18 protein-coding genes are annotated in these 25,823 nt (G+C 71.7%); 4 read left to right on the top strand and 14 right to left on the bottom strand.

Going from position 1 to position 25,823, the window contains the following annotated elements; all coding sequences use genetic code 11:
• Positions 1-268: 268 nt before the first annotated feature.
• The 4 genes from LN042_RS07760 (at position 269) to LN042_RS07745 (ending at position 5,588) form a co-directional block, all read left to right on the top strand.
• A complete protein-coding gene (locus LN042_RS07760) occupies positions 269-3,793 on the top strand; it encodes a nitrate- and nitrite sensing domain-containing protein (RefSeq protein WP_230049776.1) in 3,525 nt (1,174 codons plus the stop codon).
• A gap of 10 nt (positions 3,794-3,803) precedes the next feature.
• The gene (locus LN042_RS07755; protein ID WP_230049933.1) at positions 3,804-4,217 is read left to right on the top strand and encodes a roadblock/LC7 domain-containing protein; all 414 of its coding nucleotides are present in this window, start codon (positions 3,804-3,806) and stop codon (positions 4,215-4,217) included.
• Positions 4,218-4,417: 200 nt separating this feature from the next.
• Entirely contained in the window at positions 4,418-5,029 is a 612-nt protein-coding gene (locus tag LN042_RS37640; protein WP_230049774.1) for a DUF742 domain-containing protein, read from the top strand.
• Positions 5,010-5,588 carry a GTP-binding protein gene (locus tag LN042_RS07745; protein WP_230049772.1) on the top strand — a complete coding sequence of 193 codons (579 nt, stop codon included), beginning with the start codon at positions 5,010-5,012 and terminating at the stop codon, positions 5,586-5,588. The genes LN042_RS37640 and LN042_RS07745 overlap by 20 nt, the downstream gene beginning before the upstream one ends.
• Positions 5,589-5,662: 74 nt before the next feature.
• Here the strand turns inward: LN042_RS07745 and cimA are convergent, their stop codons facing one another.
• The 14 genes from cimA to gatB all read right to left on the bottom strand — a co-directional run bounded on the left by cimA (position 5,663) and on the right by gatB (position 25,787).
• The gene (cimA, locus tag LN042_RS07740; RefSeq protein ID WP_230049770.1) at positions 5,663-7,297 is read right to left on the bottom strand and encodes a citramalate synthase; all 1,635 of its coding nucleotides are present in this window, start codon (positions 7,295-7,297) and stop codon (positions 5,663-5,665) included.
• A gap of 319 nt (positions 7,298-7,616) precedes the next feature.
• Positions 7,617-8,222: a Uma2 family endonuclease gene (locus tag LN042_RS07735; protein ID WP_230049768.1), complete on the bottom strand. Its 606-nt coding sequence runs from the start codon at positions 8,220-8,222 to the stop codon at positions 7,617-7,619.
• 99 nt (positions 8,223-8,321) lie between these two features.
• Positions 8,322-9,440, bottom strand: a complete 1,119-nt coding sequence (locus LN042_RS07730) for a branched-chain amino acid aminotransferase (RefSeq protein ID WP_230049766.1) — start codon at positions 9,438-9,440, stop codon at positions 8,322-8,324.
• A gap of 146 nt (positions 9,441-9,586) precedes the next feature.
• The gene (locus tag LN042_RS07725) at positions 9,587-10,627 is read right to left on the bottom strand and encodes a 3-isopropylmalate dehydrogenase (RefSeq protein WP_230049764.1); all 1,041 of its coding nucleotides are present in this window, start codon (positions 10,625-10,627) and stop codon (positions 9,587-9,589) included.
• A gap of 36 nt (positions 10,628-10,663) precedes the next feature.
• Positions 10,664-11,260: a Uma2 family endonuclease gene (locus LN042_RS07720; RefSeq protein ID WP_230049762.1), complete on the bottom strand. Its 597-nt coding sequence runs from the start codon at positions 11,258-11,260 to the stop codon at positions 10,664-10,666.
• Between the two features lie 105 nt (positions 11,261-11,365).
• The gene (locus LN042_RS07715) at positions 11,366-11,548 is read right to left on the bottom strand and encodes a hypothetical protein (protein WP_230049761.1); all 183 of its coding nucleotides are present in this window, start codon (positions 11,546-11,548) and stop codon (positions 11,366-11,368) included.
• A gap of 323 nt (positions 11,549-11,871) precedes the next feature.
• Positions 11,872-13,473, bottom strand: a complete 1,602-nt coding sequence (gene serA, locus LN042_RS07710; RefSeq protein ID WP_230049759.1) for a phosphoglycerate dehydrogenase — start codon at positions 13,471-13,473, stop codon at positions 11,872-11,874.
• A 286-nt stretch (positions 13,474-13,759) separates the two neighbouring features.
• Complete coding sequence (ilvC, locus tag LN042_RS07705) at positions 13,760-14,755, bottom strand: ketol-acid reductoisomerase (protein ID WP_230049757.1); 996 nt, start codon at positions 14,753-14,755, stop codon at positions 13,760-13,762.
• An 82-nt stretch (positions 14,756-14,837) separates the two neighbouring features.
• Positions 14,838-15,362 carry an acetolactate synthase small subunit gene (ilvN, locus tag LN042_RS07700; protein ID WP_101382314.1) on the bottom strand — a complete coding sequence of 175 codons (525 nt, stop codon included), beginning with the start codon at positions 15,360-15,362 and terminating at the stop codon, positions 14,838-14,840.
• A 32-nt stretch (positions 15,363-15,394) separates the two neighbouring features.
• Positions 15,395-17,275: an acetolactate synthase large subunit gene (locus LN042_RS07695; RefSeq protein WP_230049755.1), complete on the bottom strand. Its 1,881-nt coding sequence runs from the start codon at positions 17,273-17,275 to the stop codon at positions 15,395-15,397.
• Positions 17,276-17,534: 259 nt separating this feature from the next.
• A complete protein-coding gene (locus tag LN042_RS07690; protein ID WP_372495693.1) occupies positions 17,535-20,483 on the bottom strand; it encodes a putative bifunctional diguanylate cyclase/phosphodiesterase in 2,949 nt (982 codons plus the stop codon).
• Positions 20,484-20,690: 207 nt separating this feature from the next.
• The gene (locus LN042_RS07685) at positions 20,691-23,756 is read right to left on the bottom strand and encodes a helix-turn-helix transcriptional regulator (protein ID WP_230049931.1); all 3,066 of its coding nucleotides are present in this window, start codon (positions 23,754-23,756) and stop codon (positions 20,691-20,693) included.
• Between the two features lie 170 nt (positions 23,757-23,926).
• On the bottom strand, positions 23,927-24,103 hold the full coding sequence (locus LN042_RS07680; protein WP_230049751.1) for a hypothetical protein: 177 nt from the start codon (positions 24,101-24,103) through the stop codon (positions 23,927-23,929).
• 187 nt (positions 24,104-24,290) lie between these two features.
• Positions 24,291-25,787 (bottom strand): Asp-tRNA(Asn)/Glu-tRNA(Gln) amidotransferase subunit GatB, encoded by a 1,497-nt coding sequence (gatB, locus tag LN042_RS07675; RefSeq protein ID WP_230049929.1) that lies wholly within the window; start codon positions 25,785-25,787, stop codon positions 24,291-24,293.
• Positions 25,788-25,823: the final 36 nt, after the last annotated feature.

Below are 25,823 nucleotides of genomic sequence, written 5' to 3'. Positions count from 1 at the left end.
CATTTCGGACGTTTTCCTCACCGAGCGCAGCGGTTCGAATGCGCTCGGCTCATGAGCCTTTGCCGATTGGTCGGGCCTGTAGGCGAATGTCCGAATTGTTCTCCGGCGGGCGGTCCACCGGACCTGTTTTGTCCCGTCCCCTTGCACGTGCTGAAATTCCAGCTACCCCGAAGTCACCACAGGCAGTTCCACCCAGCAGCGGGCTGCGGCCTGGGGTAAGCCGCTGGATTGATCCATGGCCGCTGAGCGGCCGAGAGGTTGTTGTCGAGTGAGGCGTAAGCAGCCAGTCACCCCGCAGCGGCGCCCCGAGCCCCGCGAGGCGGACCGCAGCGCCCAGAGCAACGCAGGTTTCTCCGCCTTCACAGCGAAGTCCGAGCAACAGGGCCCGAACGGCGCCCAGAACGCCGGCCGTCCGACCGTCGGCCCGGCGACCGAGACCCTGGCGAACGGCGATGACCGCCGCTCCTCGGGCAGTCGGTACGAATCCCTGGCCTTCCGCAACTGGCGGGTGCCGACCCGTCTGATCGCGATCCTGCTGATCCCGGTCGTCATCGGCCTGGTCTTCGGCGGCCTGCGCGTCAACAGCTCGTTCAGCAGTTATCTACGCGCGGCACATGAGGAGAAGGCCGCCGAACTGGCCCGCGCCGCCACCGATCTGGCCGACGCGCTGGAGAACGAGCGCGACCTGACCCTGGTGCCGCTCGTCAGCGGCTCGGACCCGCAGGGTGACGTGGCCAAGTACCGCGGCATCACGGACCAGGACCTCCAGAAGTACAACGCCGCCTACAACGCGGTCGCCAAGGACAACGACGCCGAGCTGGCCCGGCGCAACTACTCCTCCCAGCTCGGCCTGAGCAACCTGAAGCACCTGCGGGACAACGCCTACAAGCCCGAGCTGTACGCGAGTGCCACCCAGGCCGCGTACTCGGCGATGATCGACCCGCTGCTGGCCTTCGACAACTCGGTCGGTACCGGTAGTGCCGCCGGTGTGGCCCGTGGCCGCGCGATCTACGCCATCTCGCTGGCCAAGGCCTCCGCCTCCAGCCAGCGCGACCTGATGCTGCAGCTGATGGTGGGTTCGGCGCTCGACCGGAACAGCCGGTTCGAGAACGGCGACCTGACCCAGGACCTGCTGGTCTCGGCGAAGCTCGAGGGCGTCTCGATGACCGAGTTCACCAACGGCTCCAGCCCCGCCGACGCGGGTGTCTACGCCAACCAGTTGGTCGCCCAGGACGAGGCCGACAAGAACGCGCCGCTGCGGATGCCCGACGGCACCACCATGCCGACCATGAGCGGCCTGATGAACATCGCGAGCGGCTTCGCCGACGCCGCCCAGATCGGCCACTCGGACGGCGACGCCCAGGCCGCCGCCGCGCTCAAGGCCTCCCAGCAGGCCGGTCTGGTGCCGGCCAACTGGCTGCAGGCCACCGACAGCCACATCAAGCCGCTGCGCGGCACCGAGTCGACGCTGCTCGACAGCGTGGTGCAGGACGCCGTCAACACCAAGGACAACGCCCAGACCGACGCCATCCTGAACTCGGCGATCGTGATCGGCGCGCTGGCCCTGGCCGGTCTGCTCACCGGCTTCATCGCCCGCTCGATGATCCTCGGCATGCGCGTCCTGAACACCTCCGCGCTGCAGATCGCCAACCACCGCCTGCCCGACCTGGTCGAGAAGCTCTCCAAGACCGACCCGGACCGGGTGGACACCAACGTCGAACCGATCGCCCTCTGGGGCAAGGACGAGATCGGTGAGGTGGCCCGCGCCTTCGACCAGGTCCACCGGCAGGCGGTCTCCCTCGCCGCCGAACAGGCCCTGCTCCGAGGCAACCTGAACGCGATCTTCTCCAACCTGTCGCGCCGCAGCCAGAGCCTGATCCAGCGCCAGCTGGCGCTTATCACCGACCTGGAGAACAACGAGGCCGACCCGGACCAGCTGGAGAACCTCTTCAAGCTGGACCACCTGGCCACCCGCATGCGCCGCAACGGTGAGAACCTGCTGGTTCTGGCCGGTGAGGAGCCGGGTCGCCGCTGGAACACCCCGGTGCCGCTGGTCGACGTGCTCCGCGCCGCCGCCTCCGAGGTGGAGCAGTACGAGCGCATCGAGCTCTCCGGCATCCCGGAGGCCGAGGTCGTCGGCGCCGCCGTGACCGACCTCGTCCACCTGCTCGCCGAGCTGCTGGAGAACGCCACCTCGTTCTCCAGCCCGCAGACCCGGGTCAACGTCAACGCGGCCCGGCTGCCGGACGGCCGGGTGCTGATCGAGATCCACGACAAGGGCATCGGCCTGAGCGCCGAGGACTTCGCCGAGATCAACGAGAAGCTGGCCGATCCGCCCACCGTCGACGCCTCGATCTCGCGCCGCATGGGCCTGTTCGTGGTCGGCCGGCTCTCCGACCGCCACAACATCCGCGTCCAGCTGCGCCCCTCCGGCGAGTCGGCGGGGACCACCTCGCTGGTCATGCTCCCGGCCGGCCTCACCCAGATGCGGGCGATGCCGGAGCCGGAGGAGGAGTTCACGGTCTCCCGGATCTTCTCCGAGCAGGGCGCCGAGCGGTGGGAGCAGGACCCGTTCACGGCCCAGCGCACCGCGGCCGAACTCGGCTTCGACGACGGCCCGGCGGCGGTCCCCGGCAACCCCGGCGGCTTCAGCCCCGCGCTGGACTCGATGCAGCGCACGCTCCGGCTGGAGCAGCGCCGCAAGAACGTGCTGGAGTCCGGTCCGGACGACCGGCAGCCGGCCGAGCAGCCGGGCATGCCCGGCGGCCACGGCGAGTTCGCCCCCAGCGGCTACCCGCAGCAGAACGCCCACCAGGACCAGTACGGCCGGCAGCCGGAGTACGTGGACGCCGAGTTCGTCGAGAGCGAGCCGGAGTACCAGGGCTACCAGCAGCAGCCGTACCAGCAGGAGGGCTACTACGCCGAGCCGGGCTACGGTCAGGACACCCGCCAGGACCAGTACGGCCAGCAGGACTACTACGGCGAGCAGCAGCAACCGCAGCAGTACGCCGAATACCAGCAGTACCAGCAGGGCTACCAGGAGCCCGCGCGGTTCGACGGCTTCTCGCCGCGGACCGCCGAGCGGGCCGGCGGCCACCCGTACCCCGAGCAGGCCCCGGCCCTGCCGGCCGTGCCCCAGCCGCCGGCGACCCCGGCCGCACCGGCACCGGCACCGGCACCGGCACCGGCACCGGCCGCCAACCGGCCGCAGAACGTGCTCGGTTCCGGCCTGCCGCAGCGCCGCCCCGGCGAGCAGTTGGCCAGCGGCGGAGCCGGATCGGCGGCCCGGGCGATCGGCGGTCCGAACCACGGCGAGCAGCCGAACTGGTTCACCGGCGCCAAGGACACCTCCGGCAGTGCGGGCGACGACTCGCGCAGCCACGTGGTGTCCGGGCTGGGTGCCTCCGGTCCGACCGGACCGACCACCGCCGCCTGGCAGGGTGCCAACGACGACAGCTGGCAGCGCGCCGAACAGCTGCGCGAGCCGGCTGCCGGTGGGGTGACCGGTGCCGGTCTGCCGCGCCGGGTCCCCAAGCAGAACCTGGTGCCCGGCAACGCCAAGCCGGCGGCCGTCGACGGTCCGCAGGTGTCCCGCAGCCCCGAAGAGGTGCGTGGCCGCCTGACGAACCTGCGTCGCGGTGTCGCCCAGGGTCGCAGCGCGAGCGGTGACCCGAGCACCACTGGAAGCTTCCGGATCGACCCCCAAGACATGTCCCGGCCGGGCCGGACCGGGCTGGGACAGCCGAACAACAGCACCGATCTCTTCGGCGGCTCGAACCACCAGGAGCGTTGAGTTGACCCAGATGAGCCAGGCCGCACAGAACCTGAACTGGCTGATCACCAATTTCGTGGACAACACCCCCGGGGTGTCGCACACGGTGGTGGTCTCCGCCGACGGGCTCCTGCTCGCCATGTCCGAAGGCTTCCCCCGGGACCGCGCCGACCAGCTCGCCGCGGTCGCCTCCGGCCTCACCTCCCTGACCTCCGGCGCCAGCCGGATCTTCGAGGGTGGCGAGGTCAACCAGACCGTCGTCGAGATGGAGCGCGGCTTCCTCTTCCTGATGGCCATCAGCGACGGCTCCTCGCTCGCCGTGCTGGCCTCGCCGGACTCCGACATCGGCCTCGTCGGTTACGAGATGGCCCTGCTCGTCGACCGAGCCGGTGCCGTGCTCACCCCGGCCCTGCGCGCGGAACTCCAGGGCAGCCTCCTGCACTGAGGCACCCGCCGCCTGCTGATGCCGTGTCAGACGCCACCCCGGTGCTGGCATGCCGTCAGGTCCGTAGTACTTGTAGTATCCAGCCGCCCGGTCCGGGTCCGCTTCGGCGGACTCGGCTTCGGGCGTTGTACGGCCCCTCGCACCACCGGCCGCGCCACGCACGTCGCACCGCACCGCAGCATCCTGTGAGGAGAGGAACCGTGACACCGCCCGACGAGAGCCAAGGCCAGTACGGCGTGCCGTACCCGGGGACCGGCCATGACGCGTTCGGGGTACCCGGCGCCGCGCAGGGTCTCGGCTACGGCCAGCCGCAGTACGGCGAGGACTACGGTCAGTTCGGCGGCCAGGACCAGCTGTACCAGCAGCAGGCCCCGGCCCAGGACATGCCGCACGCCGTACCCCAGCCCGTACCGGACTTCCGGCCCGACCCCGCCCCGGCGCCGTCGTACGACGAGCCGGAGGAGGACGCCGGCCCGTTGATCCGGCCGTTCGCGATGACCGGGGGTCGCACCCGGCCGCGGTACGAGCTGGCCCTGGAGGCGCTGGTCTCCGCCAATGTCGACGAGGACCGCCTGGCCACGCTGCTGCCCGAGCACCAGCGGATCTGCACCCTCTGCGCCACCGAGGTGAAGTCGGTGGCCGAGGTGTCCGCGCTGCTCTCGCTGCCGCTGGGGGTGGCCCGGATCCTCGTCGCCGACCTGGCCGAAGCCGGCCTGGTCGCCATCCACCAGCCCGCGGCCGGGGGCGAATCCGGCAACCAGCCCGACGTCACGCTGCTCGAAAGGGTCCTCAGTGGACTTCGCAAGCTCTAGCCCCGCCACCCGGGCCACCACCTCGGCGAAGATCGTCGTCGCGGGCGGCTTCGGCGTCGGCAAGACCACGCTGGTCGGTGCCGTCTCCGAGATCAACCCCCTGCGCACCGAAGCCGTCATGACCAGCGCCTCCGCCGGCATCGACGACCTCACCCACACCGGCGGCAAGACCACCACCACCGTCGCCATGGACTTCGGCCGCATCACCCTGGACGAAGACCTCATCCTCTACCTCTTCGGCACCCCCGGCCAGGACCGCTTCTGGTTCATGTGGGACGACCTCGTGCGCGGCGCCATCGGCGCCATCGTCCTGGTCGACACCCGCCGCCTGGCCGACTGCTTCCCCGCCCTCGACTACTTCGAGAACTCCGGGCTCCCCTTCGTCGTCGCCCTCAACGGCTTCGACGGCCACCAGCCGCACACCCCCGACGAGGTCCGCGAGGCACTGCAGCTCGGGCCCGACACCCCGATCATCACCCTCGACGCCCGCCGCCGGGACAGCGCCAAGAGCGCCCTGATCACCCTGGTCGAACACGCGTTGCTGGCTCGACTGCGGTAGCCACCGGTTTGTGGCAGGGGCCCCGCGGGTGTGCGGGGCCCCTTTCTGACGCCGGCTCGGCTGCCGGATGCGGCTCAGTCCTCCGGGCTGACACCGGCCTTGAGCAGGCCGTAGGTGTAGGCGTCCTGCAGCGCCACCCAGGAGGCGGCGACCACGTTGTCGGCCACCCCGACGGTGGACCAGCTGCCGGTGCCGTCGGTGCTCTCGATCAGCACCCGGGTGCGCGAACCGGTACCGTGCTGGCCCTCCAGGATGCGGACCTTGTAGTCGGCCAGCTCCAGGCGCGCCAGCTGCGGGTAGATCCGCTCCAGCGCCGTGCGCAGCGCCTTGTCCAGGGCGTCCACCGGACCGTTGCCCTCACCGGTGGCGATGATCCGCTCGCCCTTGGCCCAGAGCTTCACGGTGGCCTCGTTGGCCCCCTTGCCTCCCCCGGCCTCCGGCCCGGAGGTGTCCCCATGGGTCTGCTCGCTGATGGAGCGCCAGGACTCCAGCCTGAAGAACCGCGCCGGGCGGCCGAACACCTCGTCGCGGAGCAGCAGTTCGAAGGAGGCGTCGGCGGCCTCGTAGGTGTAGCCCTGCAGCTCCTGCTCCTTGACCCGGGCCACCACCCGGCCGGCCAACTCCCGGTCGCTGGAGAGGTCGTAGCCGAGTTCCCGGCCCTTGAGCTCGATCGAGGCCCGGCCGGCCATGTCGGAGACCAGCATCCGCATGGTGTTGCCGACCAGTTCCGGGTCGATGTGCTGGTAGAGGTCCGGGTCCACCTTGATCGCCGAAGCGTGCAGGCCGGCCTTGTGCGCGAACGCCGAGAAGCCGACGTACGGCTGGTGGGTGGACGGCGTGAGGTTGACCGTCTCGGCGATGGCGTGCGAGATCCGGGTCATCTCGGCCAGCTTGCCGGGCGGCAGCACCCGGCGGTCGTACTTGATCTCCAGGGCGCCGACCACCGGGAAGAGGTTGGCGTTGCCCACCCGCTCGCCGTAGCCGTTGGCGGTGCACTGCACGTGGGTGGCGCCGGCGTCCACCGCGGCCAGGGTGTTGGCCACCGCGCAGCCGGTGTCGTCCTGGGCGTGGATGCCGAGCCGGGCGCCGGTGCTCGCCAGCACGTCGGCGACGATCTCCCGCACCGAGCCGGGCAGCATCCCGCCGTTGGTGTCGCAGAGCACCACCACGTCGGCGCCCGCCCGGTGCGCGGCGCGGACCACGTCCAGCGCGTAGTCGCGGTTGGCCCGGTAGCCGTCGAAGAAGTGCTCGCAGTCGATGAAGACGCGACGGCCCCGCGCCTTCAGGTGGCTGACGCTGTCCCGGACCATCTCCAGGTTCTCGGCCAGCGTGGTGCGCAGCGCCAACTCCACGTGCCGGTCGTGCGACTTGGCGACCAGGGTGATCACCGGGGCGCCGGAGTCCAGCAGCGCGGCCAGCTGCGGGTCGTCCGCCGCGCTGCCGCCGGCCCGCCGGGTGGCACCGAACGCGACCAGCTGGGCGTGCTTGAGGTCGAGTTCCGTCCGGGCGCGGGCGAAGAACTCGGTGTCCCGGGGATTGGCCCCCGGCCAGCCCCCCTCGATGTAGCCCACCCCGAACTCGTCCAGGTACCGGGCGATGGTCAGCTTGTCCGCCACCGTGAGGTTGATGCCCTCCCGCTGCGCACCGTCGCGCAGGGTGGTGTCGAACACGTGGAAGCTGTCGTCGGGGCGTGCGCTGCCGTCGGTCATGGCTCTGGGTTCTCCAGTTCGGGAGAGTTGCTGCTGCCGATGTCGAGTCCCCCGGCTCCACTGTCCCCCCTCCCGCGCGCCACCCGGAAACCGGATCCCGCCTGGTGGGAGGGGTCTGAGTCCCGAGTCCTACCCGATCGGCCGTGGTGGTGTCGACCGGGCAAAACAAAAGACCCCTCGCGGGTGCGAGAGGTCTGCGCGCGGGTCTGAGGACACGGTGGTCGCTCCACGGGTTCACCGTGGAACGGTCACTGCGGACCGGCGCGCCTGCTGCTAATGATCAGCGAAAGCGAGGACACGCTTGCAGTCTTGCACAGGTTCACGGTGTGGGTCGGGACGTCTCGCGATGCGGGACGGGTGTCTGCCGGAAGAGTGCGCCCGTGTCAAGGGAGAAGGAGAAGGGGGCGGGGAGGTCGAGGGGGTCGCCAACCTTTACCTCGATGACATCCCGGTACTTGCCGTCCTCGGGATCACTGTGGAGGACCACCCGGTCTGCCTTGCGGTCGATCAGCAAATAGAGCGGGATGCCGGCTGCGGCATAGCCTTCCCGCTTTTCCTCACGGTCCTTCCCGGGACGCTTGGGGGTGACTTCGAGGACCATCAACACGCCCTCGGGCCGCCACCAAGACTCCGCACCCATGAAGGCGCCTTCCTTGGTGAAGGTACCGTCCGGGATATAGCGCCCGTCGAGCACCCTCAGACCCTTCGTGGGCGCGAACTCGAAGTCCTCCGCGCACTTTCGGAAGACCTGCCGGACAACCCGTCCGATCACGATCTCGTGCTCGCCGTCGGGCGGTGGGGTAACGACGATCTTCCCCTCGATGAGCTCGGCCTTGAACCCCGTGGGGGTCTCCAATGCCAGGAAGGCGTCAAGCAGTTCGCCGCCGCCCGGGAACTCGGCCACGTCATGCGTCAGCGCGCTCATGGCCCTCCCTTCCAGTCCGCACAGCTCAACGAGTGGGTCAGTCGAAGGCTACCCACCCCGGGGCGCCCCGCTGCCGCTCGGCGCCCCGGGGGGTCGTCGTCAGGCCTTGACGATCGGGTGCAGCCAGCCGTGGGTGTCCTCGACCGTGCCGCCCTGGACGGCGAGCAGGTGCTCGCGCAGGCGCATGGTGACCGGGCCGGGCTCGCCGGTGCCGACGGTCCAGTCGGCGCGGGCCGACTTGACCGTGCCGACCGGGGTGATCACGGCGGCGGTGCCGCAGGCGAAGACCTCGGTGAGGGTGCCGTCGGCGTTGCCCTGCTTCCACTCGTCGGTGGAGATCTTGCGCTCCTCGGTGGCGTAGCCGAGGTCGGCGGCGATGGTGAGCAGCGAGTCGCGGGTGATGCCGGGCAGCAGCGCGCCGGACAGGGCCGGGGTGACGATCCGGGCGTCCTGGCCCTCGCCGAAGACGAAGTACAGGTTCATGCCCCCCATCTCCTCGATCCACTTGTGCTCCGCGGCGTCCAGCCAGACCACCTGGTCGCAGCCCTGGGCGGCGGCCTGGGCCTGCGCGACGAGCGAAGCCGCGTAGTTGCCCGCGCACTTGGCGGCGCCGGTGCCACCGGGCGCCGCGCGCACGTACTCCTCGGAGAGCCAGACCGAGACCGGCTTGACGCCGCCCGGGAAGTAGGCGCCGGCCGGGGAGGCGATCACGATGAAGACGTACTCGTTGGCCGGACGGACCCCCAGGCCGACCTCGGTGGCGAACATGAACGGCCGCAGGTAGAGGCTCTGCTCCGGCCGACTGGGCACCCAGTCGCGGTCCTGCTGGACCAGCAGCTCGACGGCCTCCACGAACGCCTCGGTCGGCAGCTCCGGCATCGCCAGCCGGCGGGCCGAGGCCTGGAAGCGGGCCGCGTTGGCCTCCGGGCGGAAGGTGGCGATGGAGCCGTCGGGCTGGCGGTAGGCCTTGAGGCCCTCGAAGATGGCCTGCCCGTAGTGCAGGGTCATGTTCGCCGGGTCGATCTCCATCGGCGCGTACGGGGTGAGCTGGGCGTCGTGCCAGCCGCGGCCCTCGGTCCAGCGGATGGTGACCATGTGGTCGGTGAAGATCCGGCCGAAGCCGGGGTTCGCCAGCCGGGCCTCGCGCTCGGCTGCGGGCAGCGGGTGCGCGGAGGGCTTGAGCTCGAACGTGATGGGCGCCTGGGTGGGCGTGGTCATGGCTTCAGTCCTTCACCGTGGGGTTGGTCCGGGCCGAACCGCCATGGTGCTCGCGAACGCACGACGGCACGGCCCACTGTTGATAGTCGCATCTCAGGGGCCGTGCCGAACAGCTGTGGGGTTGTGAGTGCCTCTCAGCCGGCCCGTCAGCCGGATACTCGGGCGGCGATCGCGTCGCCGACCTGAGAAGTGCCGCGGGCGTCCGGGCCGCGCTCGGCCAGGTCGGCGGCGACGGCGGCCTCGACCCGGGCGGCCTCGGCCGGGTAGCCGAGGTGGTCGAGCAGCATGGCGACCGACAGCACGGCGGCGGTCGGGTCGGCCTTGCCCTGGCCCGCGATGTCCGGCGCGGAGCCGTGCACCGGCTCGAACATCGACGGGTACTCGCCGGACGGGTTGATGTTGCCGCTGGCCGCCAGGCCGATGCCACCGGTGACGGCGGCGGCCAGGTCGGTCAGGATGTCGCCGAACAGGTTGTCGGTGACGATCACGTCGAACCGCTCGGGCTGCGTGACGAAGAAGATCGTCGCCGCGTCCACGTGCAGGTAGTCGGTGCTGACCTCGGGGTGCTCCGCGGCGACCTGCTGGAAGATCCGGGTCCACAGGTGGCCGGCGTGCACCAGCACGTTGTTCTTGTGCACCAGGGTCAGCTTCTTGCGCGGCCGGGCGGCGGCGCGGCGGAACGCGTCCCGCACGACCCGCTCGATGCCGAACGCGGTGTTGAGGCTGACCTCGGTGGCCACCTCGTTCGCCGTCCCGGTGCGCAGCGAGCCGCCGTTGCCCACGTACGGGCCCTCGGTGCCCTCGCGGACCACCACGAAGTCGATCTCGGGGTCGCCCGCCAGCGGGGACTTCGCCCCGGGGAGCAGCTTGCCCGGCCGCAGGTTCACGTAGTGGTCGAAGGCGAACCGCAGCTTCAGCAGCAGCCCCCGCTCCAGCACCCCGGAGGGCACCGACGGGTCGCCGATCGCCCCGAGCAGGATCGCGTCGTGGTCCTTGAGCGACGCGAGCGTCTCGTCCGACAGGGTCTCCCCCGTCGCGTGGTAGCGCCGGGCCCCGAGGTCGTACTCGGCGGTCTCCAGCTTGACGTCGGCGGGCAGGACGGCGGCCAGCACCTTGAGGCCTTCGGCCACCACTTCCTGGCCGATGCCGTCACCGGGGATCACTGCGAGACGAAGGGTGCGAGACATGTGGGAGACGGTACTCCTTGTCTCGCGGGCTGACACCTAGCGTCCGTCATTCGGACGGATGGAGAGGACGATGTCGAGGGGGAAGGGGTGGTCGACCTTCAGGCGGTCGTGGAAGATCCCGGTCAGGGCGTAGTTGTTGGTGGCCGGGTCGCGCTCGTACGCGTACACCACGGGACGCCCCTCATCGCTCTCCACCCGCCAGAAGTAACGAATGCCTGCGGCGGCGTACTTCTGGGGCTTGGTCCAGCGGTCACGTTCCCTGGACTCCGGGGACACCACCTCGACAGCCAGCACTACGTCCTCGGGCTTGATCCAGGTATCTTCGGCTGTCGCGTCCGGTGCGAGCGGGGCAACCACAAGATCCGGCTCGGGGCGGTTCCTCTTGCCCAGGACCATCGAGAACTCTCGACTGACATCCCAACCAGGCGGAATCACCGCCAACAGAGCATTCTCCAGCAACCGCAGTGTCCAGTAGTGGAAACGAGATTGCGGGCTCACGAATACCAGGTTCCCGTCGATCAGCTCCGTGTGCGGAGGCAGGTCCGGGAGCCGGTCGAGATCTTCGGCTGTCCATCCCCCGACCGGCGGCCGCAGCCACTCCGGGAACGGTTCGGCGCTCATCATCACTCCCATGCCCGAGAGTCTGGCGGTCCTCTCCACCGTACCCGGCCGGAACTGAAGGCAAATCACCCGAAGGTGTCACCGCAGCTCACGAGCCTGACGACGCTCCTGGTGCCCTCAGTGCCCGGTCGAGCCGCCGTTGTCGCGGCGGTCCAGGGAGCGCTGCAGGGCGGCCGCGCAGGCGGCGCTGGAGTCGGGGGTGGCGAGGGCGAGGCCGCGACGGCGGCGGCGGGCCGCCGCGGTGCTGCCGGCCGCGGCCGGGGCGTTGTCACGGGCGTGCAGGTTGCTGGTGAGGGGCATACCGGCTCCTGGGTTCGCGGACGCCGCGACGGCGTCGGGTGAGGGTGAGGAGGGGGGTACGCCTGGCGGGGATCACCCGCCACGCTGCGTACGTGCACACACGGCCCGCGGCGCGCCGGACGGACGGTGGGTCCGGGGGCGGGTGCACCGGGTGCCATTTCACGGTACGCCAGCACCCGTCGGCTGTCTCTAGATTTAGTTGGATTTCCTACTATCTGAGACGGCGGCTGCCCCGCCCGGCCGCTCGGCGGGGCCGTCAACTCCCGGACGTGCAAAGGCCCGGACCGCGGCGAGCGGCCCGGGCCCAGGGGCCTGGGAAGGCGTCAGCCGAGGTCCACCGAACGGGCGAACTTGGCGCCGATCTCGGTCGCGATCTCGCTGAGCACCTCCTGCGGGATCTGCGTGTCCACCGTGATCGAGGCCAGCGCGTCGTTGGTGCCGCCGTCCCGGGAGACCTGCATGCCGGCGATGTTGATGCCGGCGTCGCCGAGGATCCGGCCCAGGGTGCCGACCACGCCGGGGCGGTCGTCGTACTTGAAGAAGGCCATGTGGTCGGTGAGCGCGACATCGACCTCGAACGCGTCCACGCCGACGATCTTCTGGTGCAGCTTGGGGCCGGAGAGGGTGCCGGAGATGGCGATCTCGGAGCCGTTGGCCAGGGTGCCGCGCACGGTGATCACATTGCGGTGCTCGGCGCTCTCGCTGCTGGTGGTCAGCCGCACCTCGACGCCGCGCTCCTGGGCGAACAGCGGCGCGTTGACGTAGGACACGGTCTCGGCCACCACGTCCTCGAACACGCCCTTGAGCGCCGAGAGTTCGAGCACCTTGACGTCGTGCTGGGTGATCTCGCCGCGCACCTCGACATCGAGCCGCACCGCCACCTCGCCGGCCAGCGCGGTGAAGATCCGGCCGAGCCGCTCGGCCAGCGGCAGCCCGGGCCGGACGTCCTCGGCGATCACGCCACCCTGCACGTTGACCGCGTCCGGCACCAGCTCGCCGGCCAGCGCCAGCCGCACCGAGTTGGCCACCGAGATGCCGGCCTTCTCCTGCGCCTCGTCGGTGGAGGCGCCCAGGTGCGGGGTGGCCACCACGTTGTCGAAGGTGAAGAGCGGGGAGTCGGTGCACGGCTCCTTGGCGTAGACGTCCAGGCCGGCACCGGCCACCCGGCCGTCCTTGAGGGCGCTGAGCAGCGCCGCCTCGTCGACGATGCCGCCGCGGGCCGCGTTGACGATCCGTACGCTGGGCTTGACCTTGTGCAGCGCCTCGTCGCCGATCAGACCGATGGTCTCCGGGGTCTTGGGCAGGTGCACGGTGATGAAGTCGGAGACCGCCAGCAGCTCGTCCAGGGTGAGCAGCTTGACGCCCATCTGGGCGGCGCGGGCGGCCTGGATGTAGGGGTCGTAGGCGACGATCTTCATCCCGAAGGCCGACATCCGCTGGGCCACCAGCACGCCGATCCGGCCCAGGCCCACCACGCCGAGGGTCTTCTCGGACAGCTCGACACCGGTGTACTTGTTGCGCTTCCACTCGCCGGCCTTGAGCGCGGCGTTGGCCGGCGCGATGTTGCGGGCCACCGAGATCAGCAGACCGCAGGCGAGCTCGGCGGCCGTGACGATGTTGGAGGTCGGCGCGTTGACGACCATCACGCCGGCCTTGGTGGCGGCGGACACGTCCACGTTGTCCAGGCCGACGCCGGCCCGGGCGACCACCTTGAGCCTCTTGGCCGCGGCCAGCGCCTCGGCGTCGATCCGGGTGGCGGAGCGGATCAGGATGGCGTCGACATCCGCGATGGCGGTCAGCAGCTCGGTGCGGTCGGCTCCGTCGCAGTGCCGGATCTCGAAGTCCGGGCCCAGGGCGTCGACCGTCGCCGGCGACAGCTCTTCGGCGATCAGCACCACGGCGTTCTTGGAAGTGACAGTGCTCACGACAGTTCGTCCTTACTGTCCGGTTCTCCCCGCCGCGGGCATCGGCCGGCGCAGACACGTGGGAGGCGTGACCGGCTCGTTGCGGCCCGGCGGACATGGGGGTTTGGTGGCATGCCGCGTGGATAGACGCACGACGCTGTGGGCCTGACGCGCACTCGGAAGTGTATCGACGGACCGGGCTGTTTCCTGCTCCCGTGCGGCGAAATCACCCGCACGGGACCAGACGGGTTGTACAGCGGGGGCGGGACCGCCCGGACGGCCCCGCCCCCGCGCCGCGACTACCGGATCAGGCGTCCTTGACCCAGCTCATCAGCTTGCGCAGCTCGCGACCGGTGGTCTCCAGCAGGTGGTCGGAGTCCGCCTTCTTGTACTCGTTGTACTTGGGCAGGCCGGCCTTGTACTCGGCGATCCAGGTGTTGGCGAAGGTGCCGTCCTGGATCTCGGCGAGGACCTTCTTCATCTCGGCCTTGGTGGCGTCGGTGATGATGCGCGGGCCGGTGACGTAGTCGCCCCACTCGGCGGTCTCGGAGACCGACCAGCGCATCTTCTCCAGGCCGCCCTCGTACATCAGGTCGACGATCAGCTTCAGCTCGTGCAGGCACTCGAAGTAGGCGATCTCCGGCTGGTAGCCGGCCTCGACCAGGGTCTCGAAACCGGCCTTGACCAGGGCGGCGGTACCGCCGCAGAGCACGGCCTGCTCGCCGAACAGGTCGGTCTCGGTCTCCTCGGTGAAGGTGGTCTTGATGACACCGGCCTTGGTGCCGCCGATGCCCTTGGCGTAGGACAGCGCCAGCTCGAAGGCCTTGCCGGTGGCGTCCTGCTCGACCGCGACGATGCACGGCACGCCGCGGCCCTCCTCGTACTGGCGGCGGACCAGGTGGCCCGGGCCCTTCGGGGCGACCATGCAGACGTCGACGTCCGCCGGGGGCTCGATGAAGCCGAAGCGGATGTTCAGGCCGTGGCCGAAGAACAGCGCGTCGCCGGCCTTGAGGTGGGGGGCGATGTCGGCCTGGTAGACGTCGGCCTGGATCGGGTCCGGCACCAGGATCATGATGACGTCCGCCTCGGCGGCCGCCTCGGCCGGAGTGGTCACCCGCAGGCCGGCCTCCTCGGCCGCCGCGCGGGACTTGGACTCCGGCTTCAGGCCGACCCGCACGTCCACACCCGAGTCACGCAGCGACAGCGCGTGGGCGTGGCCCTGGCTGCCGTAGCCGATGACCGCGACCTTGCGGCCCTGGATGATGGACAGGTCGGCGTCGTCTTCGTAGAACAGCTCGGCCACGGTGGGCTCTCTCCTTGCGTGTGTCGCGTCGGTGTCCAGTCACCGTACGCGTGGGTTCGGGGGGTTCGGGATGAGGCGCGGTCTACGCGCTGCGGTCCAGGGCGCGCAGCGACCGGTCGGTGATCGAACGGGCGCCGCGCCCGATCGCCACCAGGCCGGACTGCACCAGCTCCTTGATGCCGAAGGGTTCCAGCATCCGCAGCATCGCCTCCAACTTGTCGGAGCTGCCGGTCGCCTCGATGGTCACGGCGTCCGGCGACACGTCCACGGTCTTGGCGCGGAAGAGCTGCACGATCTCGACGACCTGGGACCGGGTCTCGTTGTCCGCCCGGACCTTGACCAGGACCAGTTCCCGCTGGATCGCAGCGGACTGGTCGAGCTCGACGATCTTTATCACGTTGACCAGCTTGTTGAGCTGCTTGGTGACCTGCTCCAGCGGCAGATCCTCGACGTTGACCACGATGGTCATCCGGGAGACGTCCGGATGCTCGGTCGCGCCGACGGCGAGGGAGTCGATGTTGAAGCCCCGACGGGAGAACAGGGCGGCCACCCGGGCCAGTGCGCCGGGCTTGTTCTCGACCAGGACGGAGAGGGTGTGCTTGGACATGGCTTCTCGGGTTCCCTTGGTCCGTAGGGGCGTCAGTCGAGGTCGTCGCCGAAGTCGGGGCGGACCCCGCGGGCGAACTGGATCTCGTCGTTGCTGGTACCGGCGGCGACCATCGGCCAGACCATGGCGTCCTGGTGGACGATGAAGTCGATCACCACCGGGCGGTCGTTGATCTGCCTCGCCTGCTCGATCACCGCGTCCAGCTCCTCCGGACGCTCGCAGCGCAGGCCCACGCAGCCCATCGCCTCGGCGAGCAGCACGAAGTCGGGGATCCGGGTGCCCCGCCATTGCTGCGGGGCGACCCCGTCGCCCGCGGCGGAGCCGCTGTCGGCTGGAGAGGGACCGGCGTGCAGCACGGTGTTGGAGTACCGCTGGTTGTAGAACAGGGTCTGCCACTGGCGGACCATGCCCAGCGAGCCGTTGTTGATGACCGCGACCTTGATCGGGATGTTGTTGAGCGCGCAGGTGACCAGCTCCTGGTTGGTCATCTGGAAGCAGCCGTCACCGTCGATCGCCCAGACCTCGGTGTCCGGCCGGCCCGCCTTGGCGCCCATCGCGGCCGGCACCGCGTAGCCCATCGTCCCGGCACCGCCCGAGTTCAGCCAGGTGGCCGGCTTCTCGTAGCTGATGAACTGCGAGGCCCACATCTGGTGCTGCCCCACGCCCGCCGCGTAGATCGCGTCCGGGCCGACCAGCCGCCCGATCCGCTCGATCACCTGCTGCGGCGACAACTCCCCCGCCGGAGCCGGGTCGTAGCCCAGCGGGTAGGTCTTCTTCCACTCGTTGAGCTTGGCCCACCAGTCGCCGTAGTCGCCCTGCCGGCCGGCCTCGTGCTCGGCCTGCACGGCCACGATCAGGTCGGCCAGCACCTCGCGGGCGTCACCGACGATCGGCACGTCGGCCGGGCGGTTCTTGCCGATCTCGGCCGGGTCGATGTCCGCGTGCACCACCTTGGCGCCCGGTGCGAAGGAGTCCAGCTTGCCGGTGACCCGGTCGTCGAAGCGGGCGCCGAGGGTGAACAGCAGGTCGGACTTCTGCAGCGCGGTGACCGCCGGGACGCTGCCGTGCATGCCGGGCATGCCCAGGTGCTGCGGGTGGCTGTCCGGGAACGCTCCCAGCGCCATCAGGGTGGTGACCACCGGCGCGCCGGTCAGCTCGGCCAGGATCCGCAGCTCGGCGGTGGCCCGTGCCTTGACGACGCCGCCGCCGACGTAGAGGACCGGGCGCTTGGCGTTGACCAGCATCCGGGCGGCCTCCCGGATCTGCTTGGCGTGCGGCTTGGTGACCGGGCGGTAGCCGGGCAGCGCCATCTCGACCGGCCAGCGGAAGGTGGTGGCGGCCTGCAGCGCGTCCTTGGCGATGTCGACCAGCACCGGGCCGGGGCGGCCGGTGGCGGCGATGTGGAAGGCCTCCGCGATCACCTGCGGGATCTCGGCGGGGTCGGTGACCAGGAAGTTGTGCTTGGTGATCGGCATGGTGATGCCGCAGATGTCGGCCTCCTGGAAGGCGTCGGTACCGATCGACGCGGAGGAGACCTGGCCGGTGATCGCCACGATCGGCACCGAGTCCATGTAGGCGTCGGCGATCGGGGTGACCAGGTTGGTGGCGCCCGGGCCCGAGGTGGCCATGCAGACGCCGACCTTGCCGGTGGCCTGCGCGTACCCGGTGGCCGCGTGGCCGGCGCCCTGCTCGTGGCGCACCAGGATGTGGCGGACCTTCACCGAGTCCATCAGCGGGTCGTAGGCCGGCAGGATGGCGCCGCCCGGGATGCCGAAGATGGTGTCCGCGCCCACGGCCTCGAGGGAACGGATGAGCGACTGCGCCCCGGTCATCGTCTCGACGACCACGGGAGTGCCGTGGGACGGGGCTGCCGGGTGCTCCCCGCGGCGGGGGGATGCCGTGTGCTCGGTCATCTGCCTGTCTTCCTTCGCCGGTTCGGCTGTCCGCTTCATCCCATTTTCGAATGGAACGAGCGGGCGGGACAACGGTGTTTCACGCGGTGTTCATCGGTGCGACAGCAACAAAAAACCCCTCGTGCCCAAGGGCATGCGAGGGGTGGCGCGTCGGTCTGTGAGGAGTGGGGCAAACTGTGGCCCGCTCAGCCGACGCGCCCGCCAAGTACGAGAATTCGGGTGCGCATGGAGCGACCTTCCTCCCGACCGGCATCCGATGTCAAGCAGGTGGGACGGCAGTCTCACCATGCGGACCGACGATGGACGGTCGGCCGTCCGCCGCCGAGAGGTAGGCGTGCCGGGCCGAGACCGCTCCCACCGGCCTGGGCAGCGGATACAGCCTACGCACCAGGGCCCGCCGCAGCCGGAACTCGTCCAGCGGCTGGGCGAACGCCAGCCCCTGGCCCTGCCGGCAGCCCAACTCCTGAAGCACCGTCACCTGACGCGGCTGGTCCACCCCTTCGGCGGCGGTGACCAGCCCGAGCTCCCGGCCCAGCCGCAGCGCATGGCCCGCCAGCGCCCGGCTGCGCGGCGAGTCGGCCACCTCCTGCACCACCGAGCGGTCCAGCTTCACCCCGTCGAACGGCAGCCTGGCCAGCGCACCCAGCGAGCCGCTGCCGGTGCCGAAGCCGGCCAGCGCCGTGCCCACCCCCAGCCGGCGCAGCGCCGCCAGTCGGCGGCCCAGCTCGTCCGCCGTGCCGTCCGGGCCGAGCCGGGCCAGCTCGATCACCAACCGCCCGCACGGCAGCCCGCTGTCCCGCAGCGCCCCCGCGATCGTCTCGTACACCCCGGGCGCGCAGAGCCGCTCGGCGCTGAGCCGCACCGCGACCGGCACCGCGGCGGAGCCCGGCCGGCCGCCGTCCACCCCGCGCAGCGCCGCCTGGGCGATCGCCTGCTCCAGCAGCCAGCGGGCGAACCGGGTGGCCGCGTCGCCCAGCTCGGCGCCGCGCAGGAACTCCGCCGGGGTGAGCAGCAGGCCCTGCGCCGAGCGCCACCGGGCCAGCGCCTCCAGGCCGGTCACCGCGCCCGTGCGCAGGTCGACCACGGGCTGGTGGAAGAGCGCGAAACCGCCCTCCCGGACCGCCGCGCGCAGCCGGTCGTCCAGCTCCCTGCGGCGGTCCAGGTCGGCCCGCATGCCGGGGCTGTAGAGCACCACCCGGCCCTTGCCCTCCGACTTGGCCCGGTACATCGCCAGGTCGGCGTCGCGCATCAGCTCGTCGGCCAGCGCCGCCGGGTCGGCCGGCGCCGCGTCGGGCTCGGCCGGCTGCGGCCCGAAGGCGATCCCGATGCTGGCCGCCACGCCCAGCTCGACACCGGCGATCCAGTACGGCTCGGAGAGCGCGTGCCGCAGCCGCTCGGCCAGCTCCTGCACCCGCAGCCGGCCGAGCTGCCCGGCGACCAGCACCGCGAACTCGTCACCGCCGAACCGGGCGACCGTGTCGCCGGAGCGCACGGTGGCCTGCAGGCGGCGGGCCGCCTGCACCAGCAGCTGGTCGCCGGCCTGGTGCCCGGCGGTGTCGTTGACCGCCTTGAAGCCGTCCAGGTCGAGGAAGAGCACGGCCACCGCGGCGTCCCGGTACGGGTGTTCACGGGCGCCGTCGCCGTGCGGATCGCCGCCGCCCTGGCCGCCGCCGAGGGCGGCCCGCAGCCGCTCGGTGAAGAGCGCCCGGTTGGGCAGGTCGGTGAGCGGGTCGTGGAACGCGTTGTGCTGCAACTGGGCTTGCAGCCGCACCCGTTCGGTGACGTCCCGGCTGTTGAGGATCAGCCCGTCGCGGTAGCGGTTGACGGTCGACTCGACGTGCAGCCACTCGCCGCCGCCGGCCCGGATCCGGCACTCCACCCGGGCGCTGGGCTCACCGGCGCGGGCGGCGGGCGACGTCGGCGGGTGGCCCTCGGGGCGCCGGGCCAGCAGTTGGCTGCGGGCCAGGAAGCGGCGCACCTCGCCGACCACCCGGTCGGCGTCCTGCGGGTGCACCAGGTCCAGCAGCCGGCCGCCGACCAGTTCCTCGGGATCCCGGCTGTAGACGCCGAGCGCGGCCGGCGACACGTAGGAGAGCACCCCGTCGGCGCCGGTGATCATGATGACGTCGCTGGAGCCCTGCACCAGCGAGCGGAAGTGCGCCTCCTTCTGCGCGAGCTCCTGGGCCAGCGACAGGTTGTCCAGCAGCATGATTCCCTGCCGGACGATCAGCGCGAGGCCGACCGTGCAGGCGACCACGATCACCACGCGGTCCATCGGACGACCTCCGAGGGCGTTGTAGAGGATGCCGGCGCAGCAGACCGAGGCCGCGGCGTACGGGCTCAGTGCGCTGAAGGTCGAGGCCACCCGGCGGCGCGGGAGACCGCCACCCGAAGGGTGCAGCCGGCGCGGACTGGGCCGCCGCCAGCGGGACGTCCAGGGCGCGTAGGCGAGGATCATGGAGCCGGTGAACCAGCCGGCGTCCAGGATCTCCCCCGAGTGGTAGCTGCCGCGCAGCGCCGGCGCGCTGTAGAGCGCGTCGCAGACCACGGTGACGGCCAGCCCCAGCATCGCGTTGTGCACCGCGGCCCGGTGGCTCTCCCAGCAGCGGAACCGCATCCCGACCACCAGCGAGACCATCAGGATGTCCATCACCGGGTAGGCCAGGCCGAGCGCCAGGCGCAGCGGGTCGCCCACCTCGCCCTCGGCGGTCTGGCCCAGCGCCAGGCTCCAGCTGAGCGTGAACAGCGAGCCGGCCACCATCCAGCCGTCCAGCAGCAGGCAGAGCCAGCCGGCCGCGCCGCGCGGGCGCTGGGCCAGCACCAGCAGGCCCAGCACGGCCAGCGGCGCGAACGGCAGGAAGGCGTAGTCGGCGACCGAGTCCTGCGGCAGCGGGGTGCGCAGCACCACCTCGTACCAGCCCCAGGTGCCGTTGCCGACCGCCAGGGTGGCCGAGGAGAGGCCGAACAGCAGCCAGGCCCCGCGGGTCTGCCCTGGCACCGTGCAGCCGCGCAGCAGGCAGGAGACCGCGGCCGCCAGCGCGGCGCCGGCCAGCCCGAAGTCCCCCATGAAGAGCGCCAGCGGGTGGGAGCCCCAGCCGAAGGCGGCGCCCAGCGCATAACCGAGGCAGAGCACTCCGAGGAGCAGGGCCAGGCGGCGGCCGACCAGCAGGGGCAGGCGGGTGACCTCCGCCGGCGGCGCGGTCGACACACCGTCAGACCTGGGGCTCACCCGGCACCTCCCCCTCTGTTCCCAGCCGGGACCCTACACCACTCCGGTCACTCAATGACACATACACTCAACTTAGAGTAATGGTCCGAGAGTAGGGATATGCACCCGCTTCCACCAGATCGGCCCGGTTGGGAGTAGCGCACACGCGGGGGCACGCACAGGGGGAGATGTGCGTCCATGCGCCGCCTACGCGCCGGGGCCGACCGGCTGCAGCGGCGCGGCGGCCGGGAACAACCGCAGCCGGTGAGCCAGTGCCGCGGCCTCACCGCGACCGGAAACCTCCAGCTTGGCAAGGATGTTGGACACGTGGACGCTGGCCGTCTTGGGCGAGATGAAGAGCTCCTCGGCGATCTGGCGATTGCTGCGCCCCTCCGTCAACAAGCGCAGCACATCGGTCTCCCGAGGCGTGAGATGGAACGCCGCGGCGCCGTCAGGCTCACTCTGCTCGACGCGCGCCCCCATGGGCGCCCCTGCGGGCCCCTGCGGCCTGCTGCGCGCCACCCCGACCCGGGCGATCACGTGGTCGATCTCCCGGCGCAGCCATCCGTCACCCAGCCGGTCCGCCAACTCGGCGGCTTCGCGCAGCAGTTCGCCCGCCGACTCGCGCTGCCCGGCCGCGGCCAGCGCCCCGCCGGCCCCCAGCAGCGCGTGCACCAGCGGATAGGGCAGGCCGGTGGCCCGCAGCGGCTCGATCGCGGCCTGCCAGTGCGCCGGGGTGTCGGCGCCGGTGGCCCGGGCCACCTCGGCCTCGGCCAGCCGCACCCAGCCGTGGTGCAGCGGCACCACCGGGCGCTGCGCGGCCAGCCGCTCGGTGATCCGGGCCAGCACCGCCGGGCGGCCCTGGTCCGCCGAAGGCAGCCCGCGCGAGTCGGCCTCCACCGCGGCGGCCCGGGCCAGCAGCGGCAGCAGCCGGCTGTCCCGCAGGTCCGACGGGCCGTCCAGGACGTCCAGCAGTGCCGCCCGCGCCTGGAGCGGCCGCCCGGACCGGCCGGCCAGGTCCACCGCCAGCCGGGCGGCCGGCACCTCGTGCTGCGACTGGTCCCGCTCCACCGCGGCCCCGGCCCGCGCCAGGTGCTCCTGCACGGCCGCCAGGTCACCGCGCAGCAGGGCCAGTTCGCCGCGCAGCCGGTGCAGGAAGGAGGCATGGGCCTCGGCACCGCTGCCGGTGCCCTCCCACTCGGCCAGCACCTCGGCCGCCTCGGCGGGCCGACCGACCAGCAGCAGGCACTCGGCCAGGTTGCCGGCCAGGATCCCGCCGGTGTTGCGCAGCAGCCCGAGGGCACCGGCCGCCGCCAGCCCCTCGCGGGCCAGCCGGACCGCCTCCTCGGCACGGCCGAGGTGCCCGAGCATGCTGGCCAGGTTGTTCAGGCCGCGGGTGAGCAGGTCCGGCACGGTGAGCCGGCGGGCGCCCTCGATCGCTTCCCGCAGCGTGGCGATCCCCCGCTCCGGGTCGCCGAGTTCGGTGTACAGCGAGCCCAGCGTCATCTGGGCGTGCAGCTCGACGCTGGTCGCGCCGACCTCGCGGGCGATCGCCACGGCCCGCTCGGCCAGCACCAGGTCGGCCTCGACCGGGCTGTTGAGCATCGCCTGTCCGGCCGCCAGCGAGAAGACGTCGGCCTGCACGGCGGACGGCGGACGGCCCTCCACCAGGCGCAGCGCGTGCGTCAACTCCTCGGCGTAGCCGCGCCGGTTGAGGTGGCCCAGCATCCGGGCCCGGTTCATCCGGAACCAGGCGGCGCGCAGCGGGTCCCGGGTCTCGTCCACCAGCTTGAGGGCGCGCTTGGCCAGGCTCACCCCGCGCTCGCGGTCGCCGGCCCGCCGGGCCGCGACCACCGCCTCGGCCAACACGTCCACCAGCCGCAGCCGTTGGCACTCGTCGTCGAGCGGGCCGGGGTCGCAGGAGCACGGCGGGTAGGTCTCGGCCCAGTCGTGCGGGCGCAGTGTGGTCGCCAGCACCTCGGCGTCGACCTCGTCCCACAGTTCCAGGGCGCGCTCCAGCATCCGCAGCTGCTCGGCGAAGGCGTTGCGGCGGCGGGCGGCGCGGGCCGCGTCCAGCGCGCTGGGCAGCGCCCGGGCCGGATCGTGCGCGTGGTACCAGTAGTTGGCCAGCCGCGCGGGGCGCTCGGCGCCGTGCACCAGGCCGGGGTCGGCGGCCAGCGCGGTGGCGAACCGACGGTTGATCCTGGTCCGCTCACCGGGCAGCAGGTCGTCGGAGACCGCCTCCCGGACCAGCGCGTGCCGGAACCGGTAGCCCTCGCCGTCCTTGTCCGGCTGCAGGATGTTGGCGCCGACGGCGGTGCGCAGCGCGTCGAGCAGCTCGTCCTCGGTGCCGTCGAGCGCCGCGGCCAGCAGTTGGTGCTCGATCCGGGAACCGCCCTCGGCCGCCGTCCTGACCACCCGCTGGGCGGCCTCCGGCAGGGCCTCGACCCGCACCAGCAGGATCTCCCGCAGCGAGTCGCTCATGCCCACCGAGCAGCCGCCGGTGTAGGAGCAGGCCAACTCCTCGACGAAGAACGGGTTTCCCTCGGAGCGGCGGTGGATCCGCTCCACCAGCCGCCGGTCCGGGGTCTCGGTGCCCAGGATCCCGGCCAGCTGGGCGGCCACCTCGTGGTGGCCGAACCGGTCCAGCTCCAGCCGCTGCACGGTACGTTGGCGCTCCAGCTCGGCCAGGAACGGGCGCAGCGGGTGGCGGCGGTGCAGGTCGTCGGTGCGGTAGGTGGCGCAGATCAGCACCCGGGAGTGGTGCAGGGTGGAGATCAGGTAACCGAGCAGCTCCCGGGTGGAACGGTCCGACCAGTGCAGGTCCTCGATGGCGAGCACCAGGGTGTGCTCGGCGCCGAGCCGCTCGAAGAGCCGGCCGATGTGCTCGAACAGCCGGGCCCGGCCGTACTCGTCGTTGGGCTCACCGTCGGTCTCGCCGAACTCCGGCAGCACCCGGGCCAGATGGCCCTCCATGCCGTCGGCGGCGCGGGCCAGCTCCGGGCCGAGGCGGCGGTGCAGCCGGCGCAGCGCGGTGACCAGCGGCGCGTACGGCAGGCCCTCGGCGCCGATCTCCAGGCACTGGCCGAGCATGGTGACGGTGCCGGCCGCCTCCGCCTCGGCGAGGAACTCCTCCAGCAGCCGGGTCTTGCCGACGCCGGCCTCGCCCCCGACCAGCAGCGCCTGCGGCTGGCCCTCCCGCGCCCGACGCAGCGCCACGCCCAGCGCAGCCAGTTCGCTGCCGCGGCCGACGAAGACCGGGCTGACCGACATCTGCTCCACGGCGCTGAGCATGCCATATGCGGCCGACGCCGGACCATGGGATATCGCCGGTGGTGGCACGGGAACGGGGAGAGCACCCTGGGTGCTCTCCCCGCTCCCGTGCCCGGCCGCGTCGATCGGCCCCGCCGGTCCCCTCGTACCGGCGGCGCCCGGGCCGCCGATCAGCACTCGGCTGCGGCGACGCCGTCGGTCCGGCGCAGGCCGGCCAGCCGGCCGAGCCGCAGCCCCCGGGCGGTGCGGTTGGCGCGGCCGGCCCGGCGGGCCTCGGCCACCAGGCGCTCGTGGGCCGCGGCGGCCTGCAGTTCGGCGGTGCGCTGGCGGAAGAGGTCGAACTCCATGAGGTGCTCCCCTGTGGTCTCGTCGTCCCTGTCTCTGCTGACACGTAGAGACTCCTCCCCCAGCGGGGGGCAGCGCATCGGAAGCATGCCCGATCTTGCGGCACCTCGGGTCCTTAGGAGCGTCCGCGGGAAACGCGTGCGGCCGCCCCCAGGGCCTTAGGGGCGGCCGCACGCGTCTTGGGATGCCTTAGGCGGCGCCGAGCTTCTCCAGGATGAGGTCCTTGACCTTCGCCGCGTCCGCCTGGCCGCGGGTGGCCTTCATGACCGCACCGACCAGCGCGCCGACCGCCTGCACCTTGCCGCCGCGGATCTTCTCCGCGACGTCCGGGTTCTCGCCGATCACCTGGTCGACGGCCGCGCCCAGCGCGGAGTCGTCGGAGACCACGGCCAGGCCGCGCGCTGCGACGACCTCGTCCGGCTCGCCCTCGCCGGCCAGCACGGCCTCGATCACCTGGCGGGCCAGCTTGTCGTTGAGCTTGCCCTCGGCGACCAGCGCGCAGACCCGGGCCACCTGGGCCGGGGTGATGGGCTGCTCGGCCAGCTCGGTGCCGGTCTCGTTGGCCCGGCGGGCCAGCTCGCCCAGCCACCACTTGCGGGCCTGGTCGGCGGGAGCGCCGGCCGCGATGGTCTCCAGGATCGGCTCCACCGCACCGGCGTTGAGCACCGCCTGCATGTCCTTGTCGGACAGGCCCCACTCCGCCTGCAGCCGGGCCCGGCGCACCCGGGGCAGCTCGGGCAGGGAGGCGCGCAGCTCCTCGACCCACTCCCGGGACGGCGCCACCGGCACCAGGTCGGGCTCGGGGAAGTAGCGGTAGTCCTCGGCGTTGTCCTTGATCCGGCCGCTGGTGGTGGTGCCGTTGTCCTCGTGGAAGTGCCGGGTCTCCTGGATGATCTTCTCGCCGGCGCCCAGCACGGTGGCGTGGCGCTGGATCTCGAACCGGGCGGCCCGCTCCACGCTGCGCAGCGAGTTGACGTTCTTGGTCTCCGAGCGGGTGCCGAAGGTCTCGGTGCCGTTCGGGCGCAGCGACAGGTTGACGTCGCAGCGCATCTGGCCCTTGTCCATCCGGGCCTCGGAGACGCCCAGCGCGCGGATCAGCTCGCGCAGCTCCGCGACGTAGGCGCGGGCCACCTCGGGCGCCCGCTCGCCGGCGCCCTCGATCGGCTTGGTGACGATCTCGATCAGCGGGATGCCGGCCCGGTTGTAGTCGAGCAGCGAGTGGGTGGCACCGTGGATCCGGCCGGTGGCCCCGCCGACGTGGCTGGACTTGCCGGTGTCCTCCTCCATGTGGGCGCGCTCGATCTCCACCCGGAAGGTCGAGCCGTCCTCCAGCTGCACGTCGAGGTAGCCGTTGTAGGCGATCGGCTCGTCGTACTGCGAGGTCTGGAAGTTCTTCGGCATGTCCGGGTAGAAGTAGTTCTTCCGGGCGAACCGGCACCACTCGGCGATCTCGCAGTTCAGCGCCAGACCGATCCGGATCGCCGACTCCACGCCGACCGCGTTGACCACCGGCAGCGAGCCGGGCAGCCCCAGGCAGGTCGGGCAGACCTGGCTGTTCGGCTCGGCCCCCAGCTCGGTCGAGCAGCCGCAGAACATCTTGGTCTTGGTGCCCAGCTCGACGTGGACCTCCAGGCCCATCACCGGGTCGTACGACGCGAGAGCGTCCTCGTAGGAGACCAGGTTCATGACGCTCACAGCGTCCCCTTCACTCAAAAGTCTTGG

Origin of the sequence: Kitasatospora humi, assembly GCF_020907985.1 — a bacterium.
GTDB classification, from domain to species: Bacteria; Actinomycetota; Actinomycetes; order Streptomycetales; family Streptomycetaceae; genus Kitasatospora; species Kitasatospora humi.
This window is presented reverse-complemented; position numbering and strand designations above follow the sequence as displayed.